The sequence below is a fragment of the Amycolatopsis sp. NBC_01286 genome, from assembly GCF_035982555.1.
Taxonomy (GTDB): Bacteria; Actinomycetota; Actinomycetes; order Mycobacteriales; family Pseudonocardiaceae; genus Amycolatopsis.
In genome coordinates, this window is sequence record NZ_CP108428.1 from 9,296,984 (window position 1) to 9,317,209 (window position 20,226).

General features: G+C 71.9%; 18 protein-coding genes. 6 read left to right on the forward strand and 12 right to left on the reverse strand.

The features are described from left to right. Positions 1-78 precede the first annotated feature (78 nt). Positions 79-1,935 (forward strand): hypothetical protein, encoded by a 1,857-nt coding sequence (locus tag OG570_RS42490; protein ID WP_326954388.1) that lies wholly within the window; start codon positions 79-81, stop codon positions 1,933-1,935. A gap of 46 nt (positions 1,936-1,981) precedes the next feature. Here OG570_RS42490 and OG570_RS42495 read toward each other — a convergent pair whose 3' ends face one another. Together OG570_RS42495 and OG570_RS42500 are read right to left on the reverse strand one after the other, a co-directional pair. Then, entirely contained in the window at positions 1,982-2,275 is a 294-nt protein-coding gene (locus tag OG570_RS42495) for an STAS domain-containing protein (protein ID WP_247049910.1), read from the reverse strand. Continuing rightward, positions 2,275-6,366 carry a SpoIIE family protein phosphatase gene (locus tag OG570_RS42500; RefSeq protein ID WP_326954389.1) on the reverse strand — a complete coding sequence of 1,364 codons (4,092 nt, stop codon included), beginning with the start codon at positions 6,364-6,366 and terminating at the stop codon, positions 2,275-2,277. Before OG570_RS42500 ends, OG570_RS42495 begins: the two co-directional genes overlap by 1 nt. Positions 6,367-6,656: 290 nt before the next feature. Here OG570_RS42500 and OG570_RS42505 point away from each other — a divergent pair, with 290 nt between their 5' ends. Continuing rightward, complete coding sequence (locus tag OG570_RS42505; protein WP_326954390.1) at positions 6,657-7,748, forward strand: SGNH/GDSL hydrolase family protein; 1,092 nt, start codon at positions 6,657-6,659, stop codon at positions 7,746-7,748. A 4-nt stretch (positions 7,749-7,752) separates the two neighbouring features. Here the strand turns inward: OG570_RS42505 and OG570_RS42510 are convergent, their stop codons facing one another. Then, positions 7,753-10,359: a hypothetical protein gene (locus OG570_RS42510; protein WP_326954391.1), complete on the reverse strand. Its 2,607-nt coding sequence runs from the start codon at positions 10,357-10,359 to the stop codon at positions 7,753-7,755. 211 nt (positions 10,360-10,570) lie between these two features. Further along, positions 10,571-10,951 (reverse strand): ATP-binding protein, encoded by a 381-nt coding sequence (locus OG570_RS42515; protein ID WP_326948253.1) that lies wholly within the window; start codon positions 10,949-10,951, stop codon positions 10,571-10,573. Positions 10,952-11,141: 190 nt separating this feature from the next. On the opposite strand from OG570_RS42515, the gene OG570_RS42520 reads away from it, so the two are divergent. Then, entirely contained in the window at positions 11,142-11,624 is a 483-nt protein-coding gene (locus tag OG570_RS42520; protein ID WP_326948252.1) for a DUF6292 family protein, read from the forward strand. Here OG570_RS42520 and OG570_RS42525 read toward each other — a convergent pair. Next, positions 11,516-12,466: a DMT family transporter gene (locus OG570_RS42525; protein ID WP_326954392.1), complete on the reverse strand. Its 951-nt coding sequence runs from the start codon at positions 12,464-12,466 to the stop codon at positions 11,516-11,518. The genes OG570_RS42520 and OG570_RS42525 overlap by 109 nt on opposite strands. Before the next feature lie 66 nt (positions 12,467-12,532). On the opposite strand from OG570_RS42525, the gene OG570_RS42530 reads away from it, so the two are divergent. After that, positions 12,533-13,105 carry a TetR/AcrR family transcriptional regulator gene (locus tag OG570_RS42530; RefSeq protein WP_326954393.1) on the forward strand — a complete coding sequence of 191 codons (573 nt, stop codon included), beginning with the start codon at positions 12,533-12,535 and terminating at the stop codon, positions 13,103-13,105. Between the two features lie 80 nt (positions 13,106-13,185). Beyond that, a complete protein-coding gene (locus OG570_RS42535) occupies positions 13,186-14,124 on the forward strand; it encodes a PfkB family carbohydrate kinase (protein ID WP_326954394.1) in 939 nt (312 codons plus the stop codon). A gap of 70 nt (positions 14,125-14,194) precedes the next feature. On the opposite strand, the gene OG570_RS42540 is transcribed toward OG570_RS42535, so the two are convergent. After that, positions 14,195-14,578 (reverse strand): VOC family protein, encoded by a 384-nt coding sequence (locus tag OG570_RS42540; RefSeq protein ID WP_326948248.1) that lies wholly within the window; start codon positions 14,576-14,578, stop codon positions 14,195-14,197. 31 nt (positions 14,579-14,609) lie between these two features. Continuing rightward, positions 14,610-15,575 carry a TIGR03557 family F420-dependent LLM class oxidoreductase gene (locus OG570_RS42545; RefSeq protein ID WP_326948247.1) on the reverse strand — a complete coding sequence of 322 codons (966 nt, stop codon included), beginning with the start codon at positions 15,573-15,575 and terminating at the stop codon, positions 14,610-14,612. A 155-nt stretch (positions 15,576-15,730) separates the two neighbouring features. Between OG570_RS42545 and OG570_RS42550 the strand changes: the two genes are divergently transcribed. Then, positions 15,731-15,883: a hypothetical protein gene (locus OG570_RS42550; protein WP_326954395.1), complete on the forward strand. Its 153-nt coding sequence runs from the start codon at positions 15,731-15,733 to the stop codon at positions 15,881-15,883. Positions 15,884-15,886: 3 nt separating this feature from the next. On the opposite strand, the gene OG570_RS42555 is transcribed toward OG570_RS42550, so the two are convergent. The 5 genes from OG570_RS42555 to OG570_RS42575 all read right to left on the reverse strand — a co-directional run bounded on the left by OG570_RS42555 (position 15,887) and on the right by OG570_RS42575 (position 20,170). Continuing rightward, positions 15,887-16,216 (reverse strand): DUF4387 domain-containing protein, encoded by a 330-nt coding sequence (locus tag OG570_RS42555; RefSeq protein WP_326954396.1) that lies wholly within the window; start codon positions 16,214-16,216, stop codon positions 15,887-15,889. After that, on the reverse strand, positions 16,209-17,585 hold the full coding sequence (locus OG570_RS42560; RefSeq protein ID WP_326954397.1) for an acyclic terpene utilization AtuA family protein: 1,377 nt from the start codon (positions 17,583-17,585) through the stop codon (positions 16,209-16,211). Before OG570_RS42560 ends, OG570_RS42555 begins: the two co-directional genes overlap by 8 nt. Then, entirely contained in the window at positions 17,582-18,526 is a 945-nt protein-coding gene (locus OG570_RS42565; protein WP_326954398.1) for an NAD(P)-dependent oxidoreductase, read from the reverse strand. The genes OG570_RS42560 and OG570_RS42565 overlap by 4 nt, the downstream gene beginning before the upstream one ends. 184 nt (positions 18,527-18,710) lie before the next feature. Next, complete coding sequence (locus tag OG570_RS42570) at positions 18,711-18,893, reverse strand: hypothetical protein (protein WP_326954399.1); 183 nt, start codon at positions 18,891-18,893, stop codon at positions 18,711-18,713. After that, positions 18,890-20,170 carry an MFS transporter gene (locus OG570_RS42575; RefSeq protein ID WP_326954400.1) on the reverse strand — a complete coding sequence of 427 codons (1,281 nt, stop codon included), beginning with the start codon at positions 20,168-20,170 and terminating at the stop codon, positions 18,890-18,892. Before OG570_RS42575 ends, OG570_RS42570 begins: the two co-directional genes overlap by 4 nt. Positions 20,171-20,226 lie beyond the last annotated feature (56 nt).

The following is a 20,226-nucleotide window of genomic DNA, read 5'->3' on the forward strand; positions in this document are numbered from 1 at the left end:
GTGGGGCGAATCCGGCTGAACCACCCGGGGTTTCCCGCCGTGTGCAGTGGTGAGGTGGCGACCCGAAAGGAGGGGCTGATGCCCCACTTGCGCACGTCCGGACGACACCGCAAACCGGCGACGATCGGACTAGTCGCCCTGCTGGGAGTAGCGGCCGCGACCGCGACGGCGATCGCCCTGAGCAGCCCGGCAAGCAACGCGGCGACGGAGAACTGCACGGGGCTCGACACGGCACTGCAGAACAACCTGGGTTTCATAGCAAGCCAGCAGCTGACCCCGGACGCCCAGTCCCCGGCCCGCATAGCCAACCGCCAGGCGGTGGTGGACCAGATCCAGCAACGCAGGCAGGACGCGGGCTGCCAGGGAGCGGTAACGGCAACCCAGGCGGCGGTCAACTGCGCAGCGGTGGCCGGAGCCGCGGACGAGGTCGCGGTGGCTGACCAGAAGGGCATGGCCGGCCAGGCCGGGGGCGTGGAGCAGAACGGCATGGCGGGCAAGAACGGCGCCGAGCAGAACGGAATGGCTGACCAGAACGGTGCCGCGGGCAAGAGCGGCGCGGCAGGTAAGAGCGGTGCCGCGGGCAAGCACAGCGCGGCGGGCAAGGACGGCGCAGCCCAGAAGGATGCGACCGGCGAGAACGGCGCGGCCGAGAACGGCAAGGCTACCCAGAACGGCGCAGCCGCCGAAGACGGCGCGGCACAGAACGGCACGGCCGCTCGGAAGGGCGCGGCCGCCCCGAACCAGGCCGCCGACGAGAACGGCGCGGCGCAGAACGGGATGGCCGACCAGAACGGCAAGGCGGGCCAGTCTGAAGCAGCCGACCAGGCCGCGGCAGCGGACCAAGCCGCGGCGGCCGACCAGGCGTGCGCGGTCGTGCAGCAGTGCCTGACCCAGGAAGCCGCGACCGCGGACACCAACGGCATGGCCCAGCAGAACGCAACTACCGGCCAAGCCGGCGCGGCAGACCAGAACAGCATGGGCAACCAGAACGGCATGCAGAACGGTGCGGCCGATCAGAACGGTATGGCCGCTCAGCAGGGCATGGCTGACCAGAACCAGGCCGTCGGCAAGAACGGCGCTGCCGACAACGGGATGGCCGGCCAGAACCAGGCAGCAGCTCAGAACGAGGCCGCCGACCAAAACGGTGCGGCGCAGAACGGCACGGCCGGCCAGCAGGACGCGGCCGCCCAGAACGCGGCAGCACTCCAGAATTGCGCGGCCGTCCTGAGCTGTGTGGCCCAAGCCGACCCCAACGCGGCGGCCGACCAGAACGGCATGGCCACCGGCCAGGCCGGGGCGGCCGACGAAAACGGCATGGCCCAGCAAAAGGGTGCGGCCAGTCAGAACGGGATGGCGGATCAGCAAGGCATGGCGGACCAGTCGCAGGTAGACCAGAACGGCATGTCCGCCGACCAGAGCGAGGCAACCGACCAGAACGGCATGGCCGCCAGCCAGAACAATGCGGCCGACCAGAAGGGCAAGAACAAGGGCAACGCCAAGGCGAACGCCAAGGACGCCGCCGGTCAGGAGGCTGTGGACCAAGCGGCCGCCGTCGCGATCGACTGCGTTGCCCAGGCCGCCCAAGCCGCCGCAGGCGACCAGGCGACCGCAAACAACCAGGCCGCCGAAGGCGACCAGGCCGGTACCGATGGCGCCCAGGCGACCGAGACCCAGGCCGCAGGTAGTGCGGAGACCGTCTGCGCCGGCTCCACCGTCACCCTCTCCGGTGAGGCCGGCTCCCCCGCGGCGTCCAGCAACCAGTTCGCCGTCGGCACCATGCTGAAGGTCACCAACCTGGACAACGGCAAGTCCATCACCGTCCCGGTGACGTCGACCTCCGGCAGTTGCGCCCTGCTCAACAACACGGCGTTCAACCAGATCCACGAAGCCGGCAAGCAGCTCATCCGCAACGCGAAGATCCAGAAGGTCGGCTGACGGCCCCCGGCGCGTGCGTCGGCGCAAGGTCGACGCACGCTCCGGGTCACTGGCGAGGCTGGTGGACCTTCACGACCTCACTGAGCCCGGACACCGTCAGCACCGGGGACAGCAACGGGGAGGCCACGAGTTCCAGGTGATCGGCGTGGTCGAACAACACGGCGATGCCCGCGCTGTCCAGGTACTCGACGTCCGTCAGGTCCAGGACGAGCAGTTCCGTGGTCTCCTCGAGCGCCGCGGCGAGCGCCGGGGCGTTGCTCATGTCGATCTCACCGCCGGCGGCCAGGACGGTGGTGCCGTCGGGACGTCGTTGCGGGACAAGTGAAAGCGGAGTGGTCATCACACGATCCTGGTCAGCATGTCGACGGTGGTGCCGGTGGCGGTGGTGTTGATGGTGACCTCCTGCATCATCGCGCGCATGAACGTGATGCCGTGGCCGCGGGAGGAGCCGGGGGCCGCGTCCGCCGCTTTCCAGCGGCCGGTGTCCGTGACCGTGAGGTGCAGGCTGTGGGCGAAGGCTTCGGCGCGGAGCAGGACGACGTCGCCCGGGGTGTCGCGGTGGCCGTGCTCGATCGCGTTGGCGCAGGCTTCGCCCGCCGCGACCAGGACGTTCTGCGCCTGCTGGGCGTCGAGCTGGCACTGGCCGAGCCAGGTGCGCAACGTCTTGCGGACGCGGCCGAGCTCGCCCGCCTCGGCCGGGAAGCTCACCTCCAGCGGCCCGGGGTGGCGGTAGAGCAGCAGGGCGACGTCGTCGTCGTAACCCGCGGTGGGCGCCAGGCGCCGCATGAGGTCGCCGGCCAGGTCCTCGACCGCGTTCACCCGGCCGTCGTGCAGGACCTGCCCGGCCCGCTCGATTCCTTCGTCCAGCGACCGTTTTCGCCGTTCGACGAGACCGTCGGTGTAGAGCAGCAGGGTCGCGCGGGCGGGGATGGTGTGGACGGCTTCGGGGCGCGGGCGGCCGGGGCGGACGCCGAGGGGCACGGACCGGCCGCCTTCGAGCAGCAGCGTTTCGCCGTCGGAGAGCGCGAGGATCCCCGGCGGGTGCCCGGCCGTGCTGTAGGTCAGCTGCCCGGTCCCGGGGTCGAGCACGCCGCAGAAGACGGTGGTGCACAACGCGCCGTCGAGCTTGGCCGCGAACTGGTCCAGCGCCATCAGCGTGTGCGCCGGCCGCGGGTCCTGCAGCAGCAGCGCGCGGCACGCGCTGCGCAGCTGCCCCATCACGGCGGCCGCGTGCAGCCCGCGGCCGACGCAGTCGCCGACGACGATCCCGATGCGCCCGTCGGCCAGCGTGACCGTGTCGTACCAGTCGCCGCCGACCTCCAGCGGCCGCGTCGCGGGTTCGTAGCGGACGGCGAACCCGGTGGGCAGGTCGGCGGGGCCGAGGATGGCCCGCTGCAGGGCGACGGCGGTCTCGCGTTGCTGGTCGATCTGGTGCGCGCGGCCCAGGCTCGGCCCGATGTGGCCGGCCAGCAGCGACAGCAGCAGCCGGTCCTCGTCGGTGAACGGGCGGCGGTCGCCCAGGTCGATCAGCAGCGCCAGCCGGCCGTGGGGGTGTTCGAGCACGGTCCCGGACCACGTGTGGCCGGAAACCGGGGCCAGCAGCGAGCCCTGCCGCAGCTCGCCGAGCGCGCGGCGCTGGTCTTCGGGCAGGTTTTCCCAGGTGACGGGCGGGTCGGCGTAAGTGCGCGTGGGTTCGTCACCGGCGCCGAACACCGAGGCGACGACGCCTTCGGCGCGCCAGAGGTCCTTCAGCTCGCTCAGCGCGCCGGCCATTGCGTCCGTCAGCGTCGTCGCCTCGGCCAGCCGGGTGCTCATCGACGCCAGGGCGCTGTCGCGCTGGATCGCGTAGTGCTCGGCGGTGACGTCGCGGAAGGTGCCGACGATGACGGCCCGCCCGGTGTCCGGGTCCTGGGCCTGGGCGAACGCGGCGCGCGCCCACAGCCGGTGGCCGTCGCGGTGGGTGACGGGGATCGTGTAGGTGCCGTGGGTCCGGCCGAGCAGGGTCGCGAACGCCTCGTCGACCGCTCGATAGCCTTCGGGATCGGTCTCGGCGCTCGGCCACCACGGGTGCACCGGGTGGTAGGGCAGCCCGTCGGTGCTGTAGCCGAGGATGTCGGTGAACGCGGCGTTGATCTCGATCACCGCGCCGTCGGCGTCGCAGACGAAGAAGGCCTCCTGCAGCGAATCGACCAGCGCGGTGCGCCAGCGGGCCTGGTGCGTGCGCAGCCGCGCGAGCTCGACGTTGGCCCGCACCCGGGCGAGGAGCTCGGCCGCCGCGAACGGCTTGATCAGGTAGTCGTCGGCGCCGGCGCGCAGGCCTTCGATCGAGGCCTCCTGCCCGGCGCGGGCGGACAGCAGCAGTGCGGGCATCGACGCGGTGCGCGGGTCTTCGCGCAGCGCCGCGACCAGCTCGAGGCCGCCCAGCCGGGGCATCATGACGTCGCTGACCACGAGGTCGAACGCCGTCGCCCGGGCCGCTTCCAGCGCTTCCTGGCCGTCGGTCACCGCGTCGACCTGGTAGCCGGCGTCGCTCAGCAGCCGCGTGAGGTACTCGCGCATGTCGGCGTTGTCGTCGGCGACGAGCACCCGCGTCGCCGACGCGGGGGCCGAGAGGGGCCGCGTCTCGCCGTCGGCGTCGGGCGTGCTGGGCAGCCAGCGCAGGGCTTCGTGGACGTAGGCGGCGGCGTCCGGGGCCTCGGTGCGGCCACCCGCCGGGATCAGCGCCTCCGCGGGCAGGTGCGCGGAGCCGAACGGCAGCCGGATGGTGAAGGTGGTGCCCGCGCCCTCGACGCTGCTCGCGGTGATCGTGCCGCCGTGCAGGTCGACGATCTCCTGGGCCAGCGCCAGCCCGATGCCGCTGCCTTCGGTGGAGCGGGCGCGGGCGTTCTCGATGCGGTGGAACCGCTGGAACAACCGGGGCAGCTCGCCTTCGGGGACGCCGATCCCGGTGTCCGCGACCGTGACGGCCGCCTGGTCCCCGTCGGCTCGCATCGTGACGGTGATGGCGCCGTCGAAGGTGAACTTCAGCGCGTTGGACAGCAGGTTGAAGATCACCTTCTCCCACAGGCCGCGGTCGAGGTACACGGGTTCGCCCAGCGGCGGGCCGTCGACGTCCAGGCGCAGCCCGGCCTTGTCGATGGCGGAGCGGAACACCCCGGCGAGCTCGGCGGTGACCTCGGCCAGGTCCACCGGTTCGAACCGGGCCTGCATGCGGCCGGCCTCGAGCCGGGAGACGTCCAGCAGGGTGTTGACGAGCTTGCCCAGCCGCACCCCGTTGCGGTGGATGACGTCCAGCTCCCGGCCGGTGCGCTCGTCGGTGCCGCCGACGCGGGCCCGGAGCTCGTCCAGCGGGCCCATGATCAGGGTGAGCGGGGTGCGGAACTCGTGGCTGATGTTGGAGAAGAACGCCGTCTTGGCCCGGTCGAGCTCGGCCAGCTCTTCGGCCCGCCGCTGCTGGGCGTGGAAGCTGCGGGCGCCGCCGATGCCGGCCGCGAGGTGCCCGGCGACCAGCTCGACGAACCCGCGGTAGCTCTCGTCCGGCGCGCGGTAGCGGTTCAGCCCGGCCACCAGGAAGCCGTACGGCGTGCCACCCTGCCGCGCCAGCGGGACCAGCAACGCCTGGGTGGGCGGTTCCGGCCAGTCGCCCGCGGGCAGCTCGGCGAAGGCCGCCAGGTCGATGAGCACGGACTCGCCGCCGGGCGGGGCCGGCCACACCGCGGCGGGATCGTCGGCGGCGAGCGTGGCGGGGGCGCCCGGGTGGTCCGCGGCGATGCCGGTGAAGGCCGCGCGCCGGACGACGCCGTCGTCGCCGAAGAGGTAGGTCAGCGTGAAGGGCAGGTCGCGCCGGTTGCGGTCGAGCTGCCGGCCGGCGAAGGCCAGCATCTGCTGCTCGGTGCGCACGACGGCCGGGTCCGAGCCCAGGTCGCGCAGCGTCGAGAGCCGCCGGTCGGCGATGACGCGGTCGGTGTCCTCGCGGACCACGCACAGCATGCCGACCACGACACCGTCGTCGTCGCGCAGCGGGCTGTAGGAGAACGTGTGGTACGACTCCTCCGGATAGCCGGACCGCTCCAGGTAGAGCAGCAGGGCCTCGTCCCAGGTCGCCTGCGCGGTGGCGAGCACGGTGGCGATCCGCGGGCCGATGTCGTCCCAGATCTCGGCCCACACCTCGCTCGCCGGCCGCCCGAGGGCCCACGGGTACTTGCGGCCCAGCGTGTCGCGCCGGTAGGCGGCGTTGCAGAAGAACGTCAGGTCCTGGCCCCAGGCCATCCACATCGAGAACCGGGACGACACGAGGATGTCCACCGCGGTCCGGAGGCTCTGCGGCCAGCCGGACGGCGGGCCGAGCGGGGTCGCCGCCCAGTCGACCGCGGCCAGGTCGCGGCCGACGTCGCCGTCGGCGAAGAACACGTCGTCGTCGGAACCGGCCACGTACGCCCCTCCCTCACGGTGCACCCGGGCCGGTCGCCGGCCGTCCCCCGGATTCTACGACCCGGCCGGGCCCGGCACGAACCGGTCCCGCACAAACAACTTCTGGCCATTTCCGGAAACGCGCGGTAAAACTGTGGTCTCCCCACCGAAGAAGGTGATTTCCCGTGATGACCAAAAGGGCCCTGCTGGCCACGGCGACAATAGTTTCGCTGATTTCGGGCAGCACGAACACCGCCGTTGCCGAAACCGATTCCGCCGCAGTTCACCGGGTTTCGGCCTGGTCGCCGAGCATGACGATCGGCGGCCCGAACTTCACCGACCGGACGCTGCGGATGGTCGTGCACCCCAGCGTCGGCGGTGCCGCCCTACGCGTGCACCTGTCCAACCTGCGCGGCACCACTCCCCTCGCCGTCGGCGCGGTGAGCCTCGCGCTGCAGGCCGGCAAGGCGACCGCCGTCGCGGGCTCCGGGCACGCAGTGACGTTCTCGCACGCGAAGATGTTCACGATCCCGGCGGGCCAGGAGGTCGTCAGCGATCCGGTGCCACTGTCCGTGCAAGCGGAACAGAACCTGCTCGTGAGCCTGTACCTGCCCCAGGCGACCAGCTCGGCGACCTGGCACTCCGACGCGTTCGACGTCTCCTACCTCTCGAAGCCGGGTGACTTCGCCGCCGACACCGAAGACGGGAACTACGTCGCCGCAACGACTTCCTGGTACTACCTGTCCGGTTTGGACGTCGTCTCCACTGCCGCGCGCGGCACCGTGGTGGCCTTCGGCGACTCCATCACCGACGGCTACAACACCCCGGCGAGCGCGTACCGCCGCTGGCCGGACGACCTCGCCCGCCGGCTGTCCGGGCCGCACCCGAGCGCCGTGGTCGACGCCGGGATCGGCGGCAACCGGGTGCTGACCGACGTGCCGAACATCTGGCAGGGGGTCAGCGCCCTCAAGCGGTTCGCCCACGACGCGCTGGCGCAACCCGGTGTCCGGACCGTGATCCTCTTGGAGGGCATCAACGACATCGGCAACAACGCCGGCCCCGGTGGCGTCCCGCTGACCGCGCAGCACCTGATCGACGGCTACCGCGAGCTGATCCGCCAGGCGCACGCGGCCGGCGTGCGGATCATCGGCGGAACCATGCTGCCGGACAAGGGATCCGGCGGCTACAGCGAGCACGGCGAGACCATCCGCCAGGCGGCGAACGCCTGGATCCGCACCGGCGGGCAGTTCGACGGCGTCGTCGACTTCGACCAGGCGACGCAAGACCCCTCCGATCCCGGAGCACTGCGGGCCGGCTTCGACTCGGGTGATCACATCCACCCGAACGAAGCCGGCATGCAGGCCATGGCCGACGCGGTCGACCTGCGGCTGCTGAACCGCTGAATCGCTATTTGACGCGGAAGCCGTCCACCAGGAAATAGGTTCCGCTCTTCTTGGAAACATTCAGTGTGTGCCGCCCGGCGGCGAGCCCGGTCACCGAATAAACGGGAAACCGGGTTTGCCGCTGAGCGGTGTTCGCGCTGACGGTGCCCTTGTCGGCACCGTCGAGCGTGACGCCGATATCCCCTTCGTCGGAATTGGTCTCGGTGAGGAGACTGATGCCGGTCCCGGTGAAGGTGATCGACGCGGAAGCACCGTCCTGCTGGGTGTAGTGCACGCCGTTCTCGAGGTCGCCGTAGGTGCGCGAGCCGCTCGAGGACCAGCTCCCGGTGTAGGAGATCCGCAGGTCGTCGTCGTCGAGCACCTTGCCGGGCGGGGTGCCCGGCCCGGCCGCGTCGATGATCGCCTGCGCGGCGGGCGGCCAGCGGCCGTCGGTGACCACCGTGGACGGCGTGAGGTCGATGGCCGTGCCGTTGTTGTTGTAGCGGTCGGTGTCGGTGAAGTTGCCGTGGATCGAGTCGTCGTGGATGGTCGGCGTCCACAGGTTCAGCCACAGCGAGCCGTTGCTGAACTCCACCACGTTGTCGTGGGTGTTCCACAGCGAGCTGCCCTCGTCGTGGTAGATCATGTTGCAGCCGTTGATGCACTCGCCGAGCACGTTGCCGACGAATTCGGACGGCGACGCCTGCCCGCCGAGGGTGTAGATCGGGCCGCCGTCGAACAGCACGCCCATCACGCTGTGCACGTGGTTGCCGATGACATGGTTGTCACCGGTGTAGGTCGTGCCGTGCAGGCACGGGTCGGCCAGGCCCTGCTGGGCCTGCAACGCGCAGCTCGACGCCCAGCCCCAGCCCCAGCCGATCGACACGCCCGAATACGGCGTGTAGCCGATGTCGTTGTGGGACAACGTGGTCCCGCGGCTGTGGCCGACCCAGACGCCGACCGCGTCCTGGTACTCCTGGCCCGGCCGCTGCAGGATGTTGCCGGAGACACTGTTGCCGCTGGTCATCAGCGCGGGCTGGGTCTGGTAGTAGTCGTCGACCTCGCCCACCGCGACCCCGCTGCCGCCGATGTCGGTGATCGAGCTGCCCGACACCGTCGAGCCCTGGGTCTGGTCGGCGAGGTCGATGCCGCTGGTCCCGGTGTGCTGCACGGTCACGCCGGTGAACGCGATCCGCGCGCCGCGGTGCACCTGCACGGCGGCGGGGATCCGCGTCGGGGTCCGGGTCGCCGGGTCCCAGAGAATGCCGGCCTGGTTGTCGACGTAGCCCGCGGTGCTCGGGGCGGTCCAGGTCGTGTAGGCGAACGTGATCCCTTCGAAGGCGATGTCGTGCACCGGCGCGACGACGTCGGGGATGACGGTGAAGCCGTCGATCAGCAGGTAGTCGCCGCCCGCCTTGACCACGCGGACCGTGTGCTTCCCCTTGGCCAGCCCGGTGACCGAGACGACGGCCTGCTGCGCGAGCCGTTCGGCGCTCTTCGCCGACACCGTCTGGTTCTTGACGCCGTCGACGTAGACGTCGATGTCGCCTTCGTCCGTGTTCGTCTCGGTCAGGACCTGGAGTCCGGTGCCGGTGAAGGTGTAGCTGAACGCGTCGCCGTCGTTCGGGGTGTAGTGGACGTCGGCGCCGAGGTCGCCCAGGTGCCGGCCGTTCGAGTAGCTCCAGGCGCCGGTGTAGGTCGCGCGCCAGTCGGTGTCGTCGAGCGGCGCGAGGTGCCCGGGGGTGCCGGCGAGGTCGAGCAGCTCCGGCGCGACGGGCAGTTCGACGTCGGCCTTGGCGAGGTCCTCACCGGGCCGCGGCACGTAATAGAGGTAACCGGCGTCGCCGTCGAGGTAGAACTGGCCGGGCGTGCCGAGCAGCTGGTAGGCGTTTTCGAGCCAGGTCACGCGGTCGAGACTCGGCAGGCCCGCACCGTTGAAGGGAAAACTCGGATTGGGCACGGAGCTGTGGTTGTTGTTCCAGCACCCGGGATCGACGGTCAGCGCCGACCCGCCGGAGGCGCCCGGCGTGATCGAGGCGAGCGGGCAGCGCAGCTGCTTCCAGCCGTTGTTGGCGACGACCTCGACGCCGGGCGCGTTCGTCCAGGTCGTGTAAGTCGCGTCGGCGGTGGTGAAACCCGTGGCGGACACGGAAAACCCGCCCGGGTCCTGGGCCGTGCGGGCCCGCTGCGCGCGGACGCCGTTCACGAACAGCTCGCGGCTCGCGGTCCCCTTCGGCACCGAGGCGCGGTAAATGTTCTTGACGGCGTCCGTCTTCCGGAAACCTCCGACCTTCAGCGCGCCGCTGAAGACCGGGCTCTGCCCGGGGGCCGCGCGGTAGACGACGCGGTGGCCCGGCGTGCCGGAGTCCTGCACGCCCAGCCGCAACGGCGTGGTCAGCGAGTAGGTGCCGCCGCGCAGCTCGACCACGACGTCCCCGCGGGCGTGCTGGACGAGGCCGCGGACCCGGTCACGGGCGGTGGGGAGGGCGCACGGGGCGGCGGAGCTGCAGGCGGAGCCGTGTCCGGAAGGGGCGGCGTAGAGGACGTCCGGGGGTCTTCCGGGAGTGGCGCCGACAGCCGCGACAACGGCTGCGGCGGTGACCAGGTGCGCGACGACGGTGGCGATTCGCATCGGGGTTCTCCGGCTGAGTCAGAGGGAAGACATCTGATGAATATAGCCGGACTCGCTGCTTCGAGGGATACCCTGGATCGACCGGTTCGCGCACGCGAACCGGCTCTGCGTCACGGAAAACGGACGTCACGCGACAAGGCAGGACAAGATGCACTGCCACTCTTGACAGCGCAGAGTTCCTACCTTTGGGTGGACCGCCGAGCGGTCGACGTCAGGACGCGACGGGGATTTCGGCCCACACCGTCCGGCCGCCGTCGCCGCGGTGGAAGTGGCCGCGGCGGTGGGAGCACGCGGCGACCAGGGTCAGTCCGGTGCCGATCGGGGTGGGCAGCGGCACGGCCGGGTCGAACCAGGCGGCGCCGCCCGCGTCCTCGACCCCGATCCAGACCGCGGAGTCGGAGCGCAGCAGCCGGACCCGCGCCGGCCCGGCGGCGTGCCGGACGGCGTTCGTGGCCAGTTCGTTCATGATCAGCACGATGTCGGTGATCGTTTCGTCCGGGAGATCGCCGGCCGCCGCCAGCCGCTCGCGCGCCCACGATCGCACGAGCCTGATTTCTCTCGGATTCACGTCGAAGTCGAAGCTCTCACGCATCACGTTCTCAGCTCCCCCGCAGTGATCGGAACACCCTCTGATTCCCCCAGCCTGACGCCTCTCACACGCGGCCGCACCAACATCGCACGAACGGACGCGTCAGCTCAGGAACATCGTTCGACGATTTCGTGCGTATCCGCCGGAAAAACGGGTAGTAGACGGACATCGTCGAAGATCAGGCAGGTGAACCATGAACACCGACTTCTCGGACGAAACCGCACTAGTCCCCTATTTGCGCGCCGTCGCCACCGAACTCGGATTGCTGAACGAGGACGCCGCGGTCGAGCCCGCCGAACCGTTGTACGGCCAGATCCGCTTCGCGGGCCGCCCGGCCGACGGCCCCGCGAAACCCGAACTCCTGACCTGGGATCGCCGCCACGGCTGGCAGCTGACGGCGGCCGAGGGCAGATCCGGCTCGATGCACGTCGTCGCCACGTTCCCCGGCGAGGTCCGGCCGGCCCCGCGGGCGGTCGCCGACTTCACCCTCGACGCCCTGGCCGCGCGCGGCGAGCGGCTCATCCGCCGCCAGTGCGACGGCGACCGGCTCAGCGTCCTGCTGGACCGCTACGCCGAACCGCCGTCGAAACGGCGTCCGCGCCGGACGCCGGCCACGCCGGTGCGGTGGCACGGCGGGGCTCCGCGCGCCGCCGACACCGCCCGCTCGCGGCTCTGAGGCCGCCGGGAGACCAGCCAGGTGGCGGCCAGCGCCAGGGCGAGCCCGGTCCCGGTCCACGCGCTGAACGGCTCGCCGAACATGAGCGTGCCCCAGATCGTGGTGGCCGCCGGCACCAGGAACATCAGCGTATTCACGGCCGTGACGCCGACGCGGTCGAGCAGCAGCCAGTAGAGCCCGTAGCCGCCGAACGTGGCGAAGACGATCAGCCACGCCATCGCGAGCCAGAAGCGGGCCGACGCCGGTGGTAGCGCGGTGCCCGTCGCCACCGCCAGAGCCGTGAAGACGACGGCCGAGGTGGTGCAGTGGATGGCCACCGCGCGCACCGGCGACGGGCGGTCGCGGGTGCGCCGGTCGAGGAAGGTCGCCGCGACCAGGCAGCACATCCCGGCGAACGGCACCAGGTAGGCCCACAGTGGCGTGCCGTGCCCCGACGTCGCGTCCGACCAGGTCACCATGGCGACCCCGGCCGCGCCGACACCCAGGCCGGCCCACTGCCGTCCGCTGACCGCGACGCCCAGCAGCGGCCCGGCGAGGGCGGCGACGACGAGCGGCTGGACGCCGTCGATCAACGCCGTCGTCCCGGTGTTGACGCCCAGGCCGATGGCGCAGTAGACGGTCAGCAGGTACCCCGACTGCGACAGCGCCCCGACCAGGATCTGCCGCCCGAGCCCCGCTGTCCCGCCGGCGCCCGAGCGGACCAGCCACGGTGCGAGCAGCAGCGCCAGGGGCACGAACCGCCACATCAGGACCGTCGTGACCGGCGCGTCCGCGGCCCCGAGCTTCGCGCCGATGAAGCCCGACGACCAGCACGCGACGAACAGCGCGCCGAGCCCGATCACCGAGCCGGGTATACCGATCTGTTTAGTCATTGGCCCGAGACTACACCGATCGGTATAGTCGAGGCCATGGACGAGGTGATCGAGTGGACGCCCAAGGCCCGCGCGGTGCTGGCGGCGGCGGAGGAACTGTTCTACGCGCACGGCATCCACGCGGTCGGCGTCGACCTGATCGCCGAGCGCGCCGGGGTCACGAAGAAGACGCTCTACGACCGGTTCGGCTCGAAGGAGCGGCTGGTCGTCGAGTACCTCCGCGAGCGCGACAGCCGGTGGCGCGCGTTCCTCGCCCCGCTGCTGGACGAGGCGGGTGACGACCCCGCCGCCCGGCTCCGCGCCGTGTTCGACGCCTCCGCCCGGTGGGCCGCCCGCTACAGCGGCAACGGCTGCAGCATGATCAACGCCCACGCCGAGATCAACGACCCGGCGCACCCCGCCTACCGGGTGATCGTCGACCAGAAGGCGTGGATGCTCGAGCTGTTCACGACCATCACCACCGCGGCCGGCGCCGCCGACCCGAGGTCGAGCGCCCGGACCCTCATGTTGCTGCACGAAGGGGCGCTCGTCACCGACGGGATGCACGGTTTCGAGCACCCCTACGCCCACGCGCGGGACGCCGCGGCGCGGGTGCTCGAGGCCGCTTGAGCCGGCTCACCTACCCGAACGAGCGGTTTGCCGTGCTCGCGGCGCGGGGTAGCCGACCTGCGGAGCCGAGGAGGCACTACATGCCCAGCGAAGTCGTGGTCGTCGGCCAGGTCGCTCGTGACCTGGTGGTCGAAGTCCCGGACGCACCCGACGCGGGGTCGTCGGCCGAGGTGCAGCACCGGCAGGAGGTGCTCGGCGGGAAGGGCGCCAACCAGGCCGTGGCCCTGAGCCAGCTGGGCACGTCGGTGTCGCTCGTCGGCGTGGTCGGCGAGGACCTCGTCGGCGACGCCCTGCGCGCGCGGGCCCGGGCCGACCGCATCGGCACCACGCACGTGGTCCGCCGGCGCGGCGCCGAGACGGCGCTGATCGTCGACGTCGTCGACGAGCACGGCCGCCGCCGCTACCTGGAGCACATCCCGGCCGCCACGCTGGTGACCGAGACCGACGTCGCCGCCGCCGCCGCGCCGATCTCGGCCGCCTGCTCCCTGATCGTCCAGCTGCAGCAGCCCGCGCCGGCGGCGTTGCTGGCCGCGCGGCTGGCGCACACCGCGGGCACCCGCGTCGTGCTGGACGGCGCGCCGGAAGACCCGGACCTGACCGACGAGCTGCTCGCCCTGTCCGACGTCGTGCGCGCCGGCGCCCACGAGACCGAGACGCTCACCGGGCAGCCGGTGGCGGACCTCGAGACGGCCGTCCGCGCCGCGGCCGAACTGCGGCGGCGCGGGCCGTCGCTGGTCGTGCTCGAGGTGTCCGGACAGGGCAACCTGTTCGCCGGGCCGGACGGCACCTGGTTCGTCCCGGACGTCGAGACCGACGTCGTCGACACCACCGGAGCCGGGGACGCGCTGGTCGCGACCCTCACAGCGGCGCTGACCCGCAGGCGTCCGCTGGAGACGGCGGCCTGCCTCGCGGTCGCGGCAGCCGCGGCGACGACCGAGCACGCGGGCGGCCGACCCCGCCTGAGCCGCCCGGCCCTCGACCGCCTACGGCCGGAGCACGCCGAGGAAGTCCAGGCCTGACCGGGTTTCCGGCCCAGTGCGCGGGACCGGCCACCCCGTCGGTCCGGCGGTGTCCACTTCGGACTGCCGCTCAGGCCGCCGGGTCGACGCGGGTCCGCAGCAGGCAGAACTCGTTGCCCTCCGGGTCCTGCAGGACGTGCCAGCTCTCGTCGCCGGTCTGCCCGACGTCGGCCGGTCTGGCGCCCAGCTCCAGCAGCCGGCGCAGTTCGGCGTCCTGGTCCCGGTCGGTGGGGCTGACGTCCAGGTGCAGCGGCAGCTTCGCCGCCTTCCCCGACCCGCCGACGCCGAGGACGAGCGTCGGCTGCGGGCCGCCGAAGCCGGTGCCGGGCGGGCCGATCTCGATGCCGTCGGGCTCCCGGCCGATCTCGACGTAGCCGAGCACGGCGGCCCAGAACTTCGCCAGTGTCTCCGGGTCCCGGGCGTCGATGACGATTTCGCTGATGCGGCAGGCCATCACGTCACCCTGCCAGAGACGCGCCCATTCCTCAGTGGAACTCCGGCAGGACGTACTCCTGCCAGCCGCGGAAGAAGCCGTCGTGGTCGGCACCGACCTGCTGGACGTAGATCTCGTCCACCCCGGCGTCGACGTACTGGCGCACCCGCTCGGCGTGGGCCTTCGGGTCGTCGCCGCACACGATCGCCTCCGCGACGTCCGCGCGCGGGACGAACGACGTCGCGGCCTCGAAGTCCTCGGGGCGCGGCAGGATCTGGGCGAGCTGGCCGGGCAGGACGTCGTTGGGCCACAGCCGGTGCGCCTGGTCGAGCGCGGCGTCGGTGTCGGCGTCCCAGCAGACCTTCATCCCGGCCTGCACCGGCTTGCCGCCGCCACCGGACTCGCGGAACGCGCGGACGAGGTCGGCGTCCGGCACGACCGTGCAGTAGCCGTCGCCGATGCGCCCGGCCAGCTCGGTGGCCTGCGGCCCGAACCCGGACACGTAGATCGGCACCGGCTCGGCCGGCACGGTGTAGATCCGGGCGTCCACCACGTCGTAGTGCTCACCGTGGTGGCTGATCGACTCGCCGCGCGCGCCCGCCGCGTGCAGCAGGCGGATGACCTCGACGGCCTCCTCCAGCATCGCCAGCCGCTGCCCGGCCGAGGGCCAGGGGTCGCCGAGGATGTGCTCGTTGAGCGCCTCCCCCGAGCCGACGCCCAGCACGAACCGGCCGTCGAGCTGGACGGCGGCGGTCGCCGCGGCCTGCGCGATCACGGCCGGGTGCAGCCGGACGGTCGGGCAGGTCACCGCCGTCGTGATCGGCAGGGAGACGGCCTCGGACAGGGCGCCGAGCACCGACCAGACGAACGGGCTCTGGCCCTGGGCGTCGTTCCAGGGGTGGAAGTGGTCCGAGATCCACAGCCGCTCGAAGCCGGCGCGCTCGGCCGCCCGGGCCTGGGCGACGAGCTCGCGAGGGCCGTACTGCTCGCAGGACAGGAAGTAGCCGATGGACGTCATGCCGGCTGGTTACCCCGGCGGCCGGGCCCGCACACGAGCGTCCCCCACACCGGTGACTCACGTCGCCCCGGCGCGACCGGACGGTGATGCTTCCGCCGAGTGGATCGCCGGGCTGCGGGGTACCCACGCGACACATCGACCGAGAGGAACGCGTCATGGGACTTATCGTCGGCCTGCTGGTCATCTGGGCCGTGCTGGTGGTGCTCGGGATCGTCATCAAGGGCCTGTTCTGGCTGATCATCGTGGGCGCGATCCTGTTCGTCGCGACCGGCGTGATCGGGTTCGTGCGCCGCAAGGCCGTGCGCTGAACCTCACCCCCCGGCAGCTCGGCCGGGCAGCTCCAGGAGTGCCAGTGGCACGTGGTGCTGCCCGGCGTGGATGTCGCGGTCGCGCAGGCTGCCCTGGGGAATCGGGCGGGGGAAGGAGATCTTGACGACGTTGAGCGCCGGGATGCGGAAGATCTCCACTCCGGCGGCCGGGACGCCGTACAGCCGCGCGATCACGGTCTCGTTCAAGAACTCCTCGTCGGCGGCGACGAGGTAACCCGCGTCGTCGCGCAGGAACACCTCCATGGTGACCCAGAACGGGCCCGCGTTCTTCGAGCGCACCTCGGTCGCGAGGTCTTGCAGGGTGTCAGGCATCGACGCGGGCCTTCCGGATGGTGGTGCGGAACATCGTGGTCGGGGTCTCGGAGTCGACGACGTGGTTGAGCGCGAACTCGTACACCGGCCCGCGCTCGGTCTCGGCCGGCGAGGTCGGGAACGCGAGGCTCGGCAGGTACGGCATGTCCGCCGTCGGCAGGTGCAGCATCAGCGGGTTGGCGATCTTGGCGACGGCGGTCGCGGTGGCCTGGTCGGCGGCGTGCACCAGCAGCATGACGCCGACCTCGCGGGCCGGGGTGGTCGCGGGGTCCAGGTCTTCGAGGATCGCGTTGTGGCCGTAGAGCCGGACGTCGAACTCGTAGTCCCCCTCCCCCAGCGCGAGCGTCTGGTGCACGCGCTCGACGAGCACTTTCTTCAGCAGCGCGGCCCAGTCCTCGATGCCGGCCAGGATGTGCGGGTCGCGGATGGCCGAGAACGACATGGTTTCGTAGCCGGTGAGCCGGGCGCCTTCGAGCTTGATCGTGTGCTGCGCGGCGGGTTCGAACACCGAGCCCTCCACGCGCACGATCCGGTCGTCGACTGCGCGGTAGGTCGCGCGTGAGACGTCGAGGGTGCCGGCGGGCTCCCGCATCCGGAACGGGTTCGCGGTCTCGTAGAGCATGTGCGCGGCGACCGACGTCGGCGTGCACGACGCCGCGGGGTCGAGCGGCTCGATCGTGAAGCCATCCTGGTCGATCCGCGCGAACACGCCGCCGGAGCGGGGGTTCGTCGTGCACTGGCCGCCACACTCGACGATCTTGGCCGCGTGCCAGACCGGGCCGGGCGGCAGTCCTTTCAGCAGCGCGAAAGCGGCCGCGACGGCGGTGTCGGTGGCCCGCCCGGCCAGCACGACGTCGGCGCCCGCGCGCAAGGCCTCCTCGATGGGTTCGTGGCCCATCATCCCGACGACCCGCACGCAGCCGTCGAGGGTCGCGCGGTCGAGCGGCCCGAGCGGGGGCAGCGGGTGGATCGCCCCCTCGGCGAGCCGGCGCCGGAGGTAAGCGGGGTCCTGCTCGCTGTGGATGGTGGCGACGGTCAGGTCGAGCCGGTCTTCGGCGAGGATCCCGGCGGTGATGTCCGCGAGCCAGTCGACACCGCTGTCCGCCCCGCTGGTGCCGCACGACCCGACGATGAGCGGGATGCGGGCCTTCGCCGCCGCGCGCAGCAGCAGGCGCATGTCGCGGGCGACCGCGGCGGTGGACGTCTTCGGGGTGCCGGACCCGAGGTAGTGGGGCCCGGAGTCGGTCGAGCCGCCGTCGACGGCGATGACGTCGGCGCCGAGCGCGAGGCCGCGTTCGACCGTTTCCGGGGCGAACCCCGCGCCGATCATGCCCGTGGGCACGAGGACGCCCACTGCCGTGTCGTTCACTGATCTCTCCTAGCTGTTACGGGGGTACGGGGTTCGCCGCGCAGGGACGCGAGCAGTTCGTGCGCCGCCGCGATGGCGGTGGCCCGCCGGGCTTCGGCGGTCTGGCCGGCGAGGTGCGAATACACGGTGATGCCGGCCACCCCGCGCAGCGGACTGTCGGCCGGTAGCGGTTCGGCCTGGGCGACGTCGAGGGCGGCACCGGCGAGCCGCCCCGCGGTGACGGCCCCGGCCAAGGCGGCTTCGTCGACGAGTGCCCCGCGCGCGGTGTTGACGAGGATCGCCGTGGGCTTCATCAACGCCAGCGCGGCGGCGTCGAGGAGGTGCCGGGTCCGTGCGGTCAAGGCGGTGTGCAGCGACACGTAGTCCGCTTCGCGCAACAACTCCGGCAGCTCGACGAACTCGACGCCGGGTGCACCGCCGTCCGGGTAGGCGGTGGCGCACAGGACCCGCATCCCGAACGCCCGCGCGAGCGGGACGACGGCCCGTGCGGCCGGGCCATGCCCGACGAGCCCGAGCGTGGCACCGCGCAGCTCGCGGCCGCTCTGCCTGGGCCACCCGCCTTCGCGCACTCCCACGGCCGACTCGACCAGCCGCCGGGCGCCGGCCAGCAGCAGGGCGAGCGTGTACTCGGCGACGGCGTTGCTGTTGACCCCGGGCAGGTTGCTGACCCGGATGCCGAGGCGGGCAGCGGCATCGACGTCGACCGAGTCGTACCCGACACCCGAGCGGACGACGGCCCGCAGCAGTGGTGCGCGTTCGAGGACGTCCGCCGTCAACGGGTCGGTGGAGACGATGGCACCGACCGCATCGCCCAGGGCCGCGGCCAGTTCGTCACCACGCGCTCCCGTGCGGTAGCGGACATCGTGCCCGGCGGCGGTGAGGATGGTGTCGGCCTCGTCGCCGGGGCGGGTGTAGTCGGTGGTGACCAGGATCGTGCTCACAGCGCGGCCGCCCTTCGTCGGTGAACCGGCACCACGGCGCTTCGAAGCGCAGAACAGCCGACACCGCGAGCCGCAGTCGAACCACCCGCGCCGCTGCCGAAACCGACCGCACGGCCCGCACCGGACAACACCACCGCAGCCTCATCGCCGGGGCCGGTGCAGTCCGTGGTGACCAGAACCGTGCTCACAACACCGCCGCCCTTCCTTGGTGGATCGGCACCACGGCGCCGCGAAGCGCAAGACGGCCGACACCACGAGCCGCAGCCGCACCCTCGCCGAAACCGACCACACGGCCCGCGCCGGACAACGCCACCGCAGCCCCGCCGCCGGGGCGGATGTAGTCGGTGGTGACCAGAACCGTGCTCACAACGCGGCCCCCGTCTCGCTCGAAGACCGGCGCCGCAGCAGTTCTATGCGTACCACCGCGGCCAGGGCGAACACCGCGAGCAATGCGGCGTCGATCGGCATGAGGCGCCAGCCGGTCACGTCGACCATTCCGCCCACCACCGCGGGGCCCAGGAAGCCGCCCGTGGCCCAGCCCACCGTGTACAGCGCGGTGTACGTGCCCAGGACCCGGCTGGACGGCGCCAGGTTCCACAGCACCACCGCGCCGTTGATCACGAAGCCGGCCGCGCCGATGGCGGCCACGCACAGGGCGACGATCGTCGCCGTGGGGGTGTGCAGGAGCGTGCCGATCGTCAGGGACACCACGAAGACCGTCGCGCCCATGGCCATCACCCGGACCCGGCCGATCCGCTCCGACAGCAGGGCCAGCGGGTACGCCGCGAGCAGGAACGCCACCCCGCTGGGCAACGTGAGGCCGCCAGCGCTGCCGCGGGACAGGCCGAGAGCCTCGATGCCGTAGTTGGTGATCAGCGACCGGGACGCCGCCCACGCGGCGCCGAACAGCAGGATCGCCAGGATCACCAGCAGCCGGGTGCGGTCGGGGTCACCGGCGATGTCCCGCAGGATGTCGCGCATGCGCGGTTTGGGCGTGTCTTCCCGCGCCGGTTCCCGGTCCTCCGCCACGGCTTCCCGGTAGGCGCGCGAGGTGCTGTCCCGGACCCGCCACACCAGCACCGCGGCGGACACGAGCATCAGGACCGAAGGCACCGAGAAGGCCAGCTTGGGGTGCGAGTCGACGAGGAACGTGCTGATCAGCGCCGAGACGATGATGGTGAGGCTGGACGCGATCTTCACCGCCGCGTTGGCCCGGCTGCGGCGCTCCGGGCGGATGAAGTCGGGCAGCAGCGCCTCCCCCAGCGGCTTGAAGCTGTTCGCCACCAGCGCGTAGGCGAACATGAGCGCGATCAGCGCCGGCAGCGACGACGCGAGCGGGATCGTGGCGAACAGGACGGCGGCGATCGGCATGCCGACGGCCAGGTACGGGATCCGCCGGCCCCAGCGGGTGCGGGTGTTGTCCGACCGGTTGCCGATCCAGGGCTGGATGAACAGGCCCAGCACGTTGTCCATGCCCATCAGCAGCCCGATGACGGCGGCGCTGCCGACGTGCTCGCGCAGCAGCGGGGGCACCTGCGCGTCGTAGAAGTTCCACGTCGATTCCTGGGCGAAGACGGCCAGCGCGACGTAGAACGTGATGCGCCGCCCGCTCTTCCGCCCCCTCGGGGTGTCCACTGTGGTCATCGCAAGTCCTCCGGGGGCCGCGGCCGCTTCGTCGCGTCGGCGCTGTCGTCACCCTA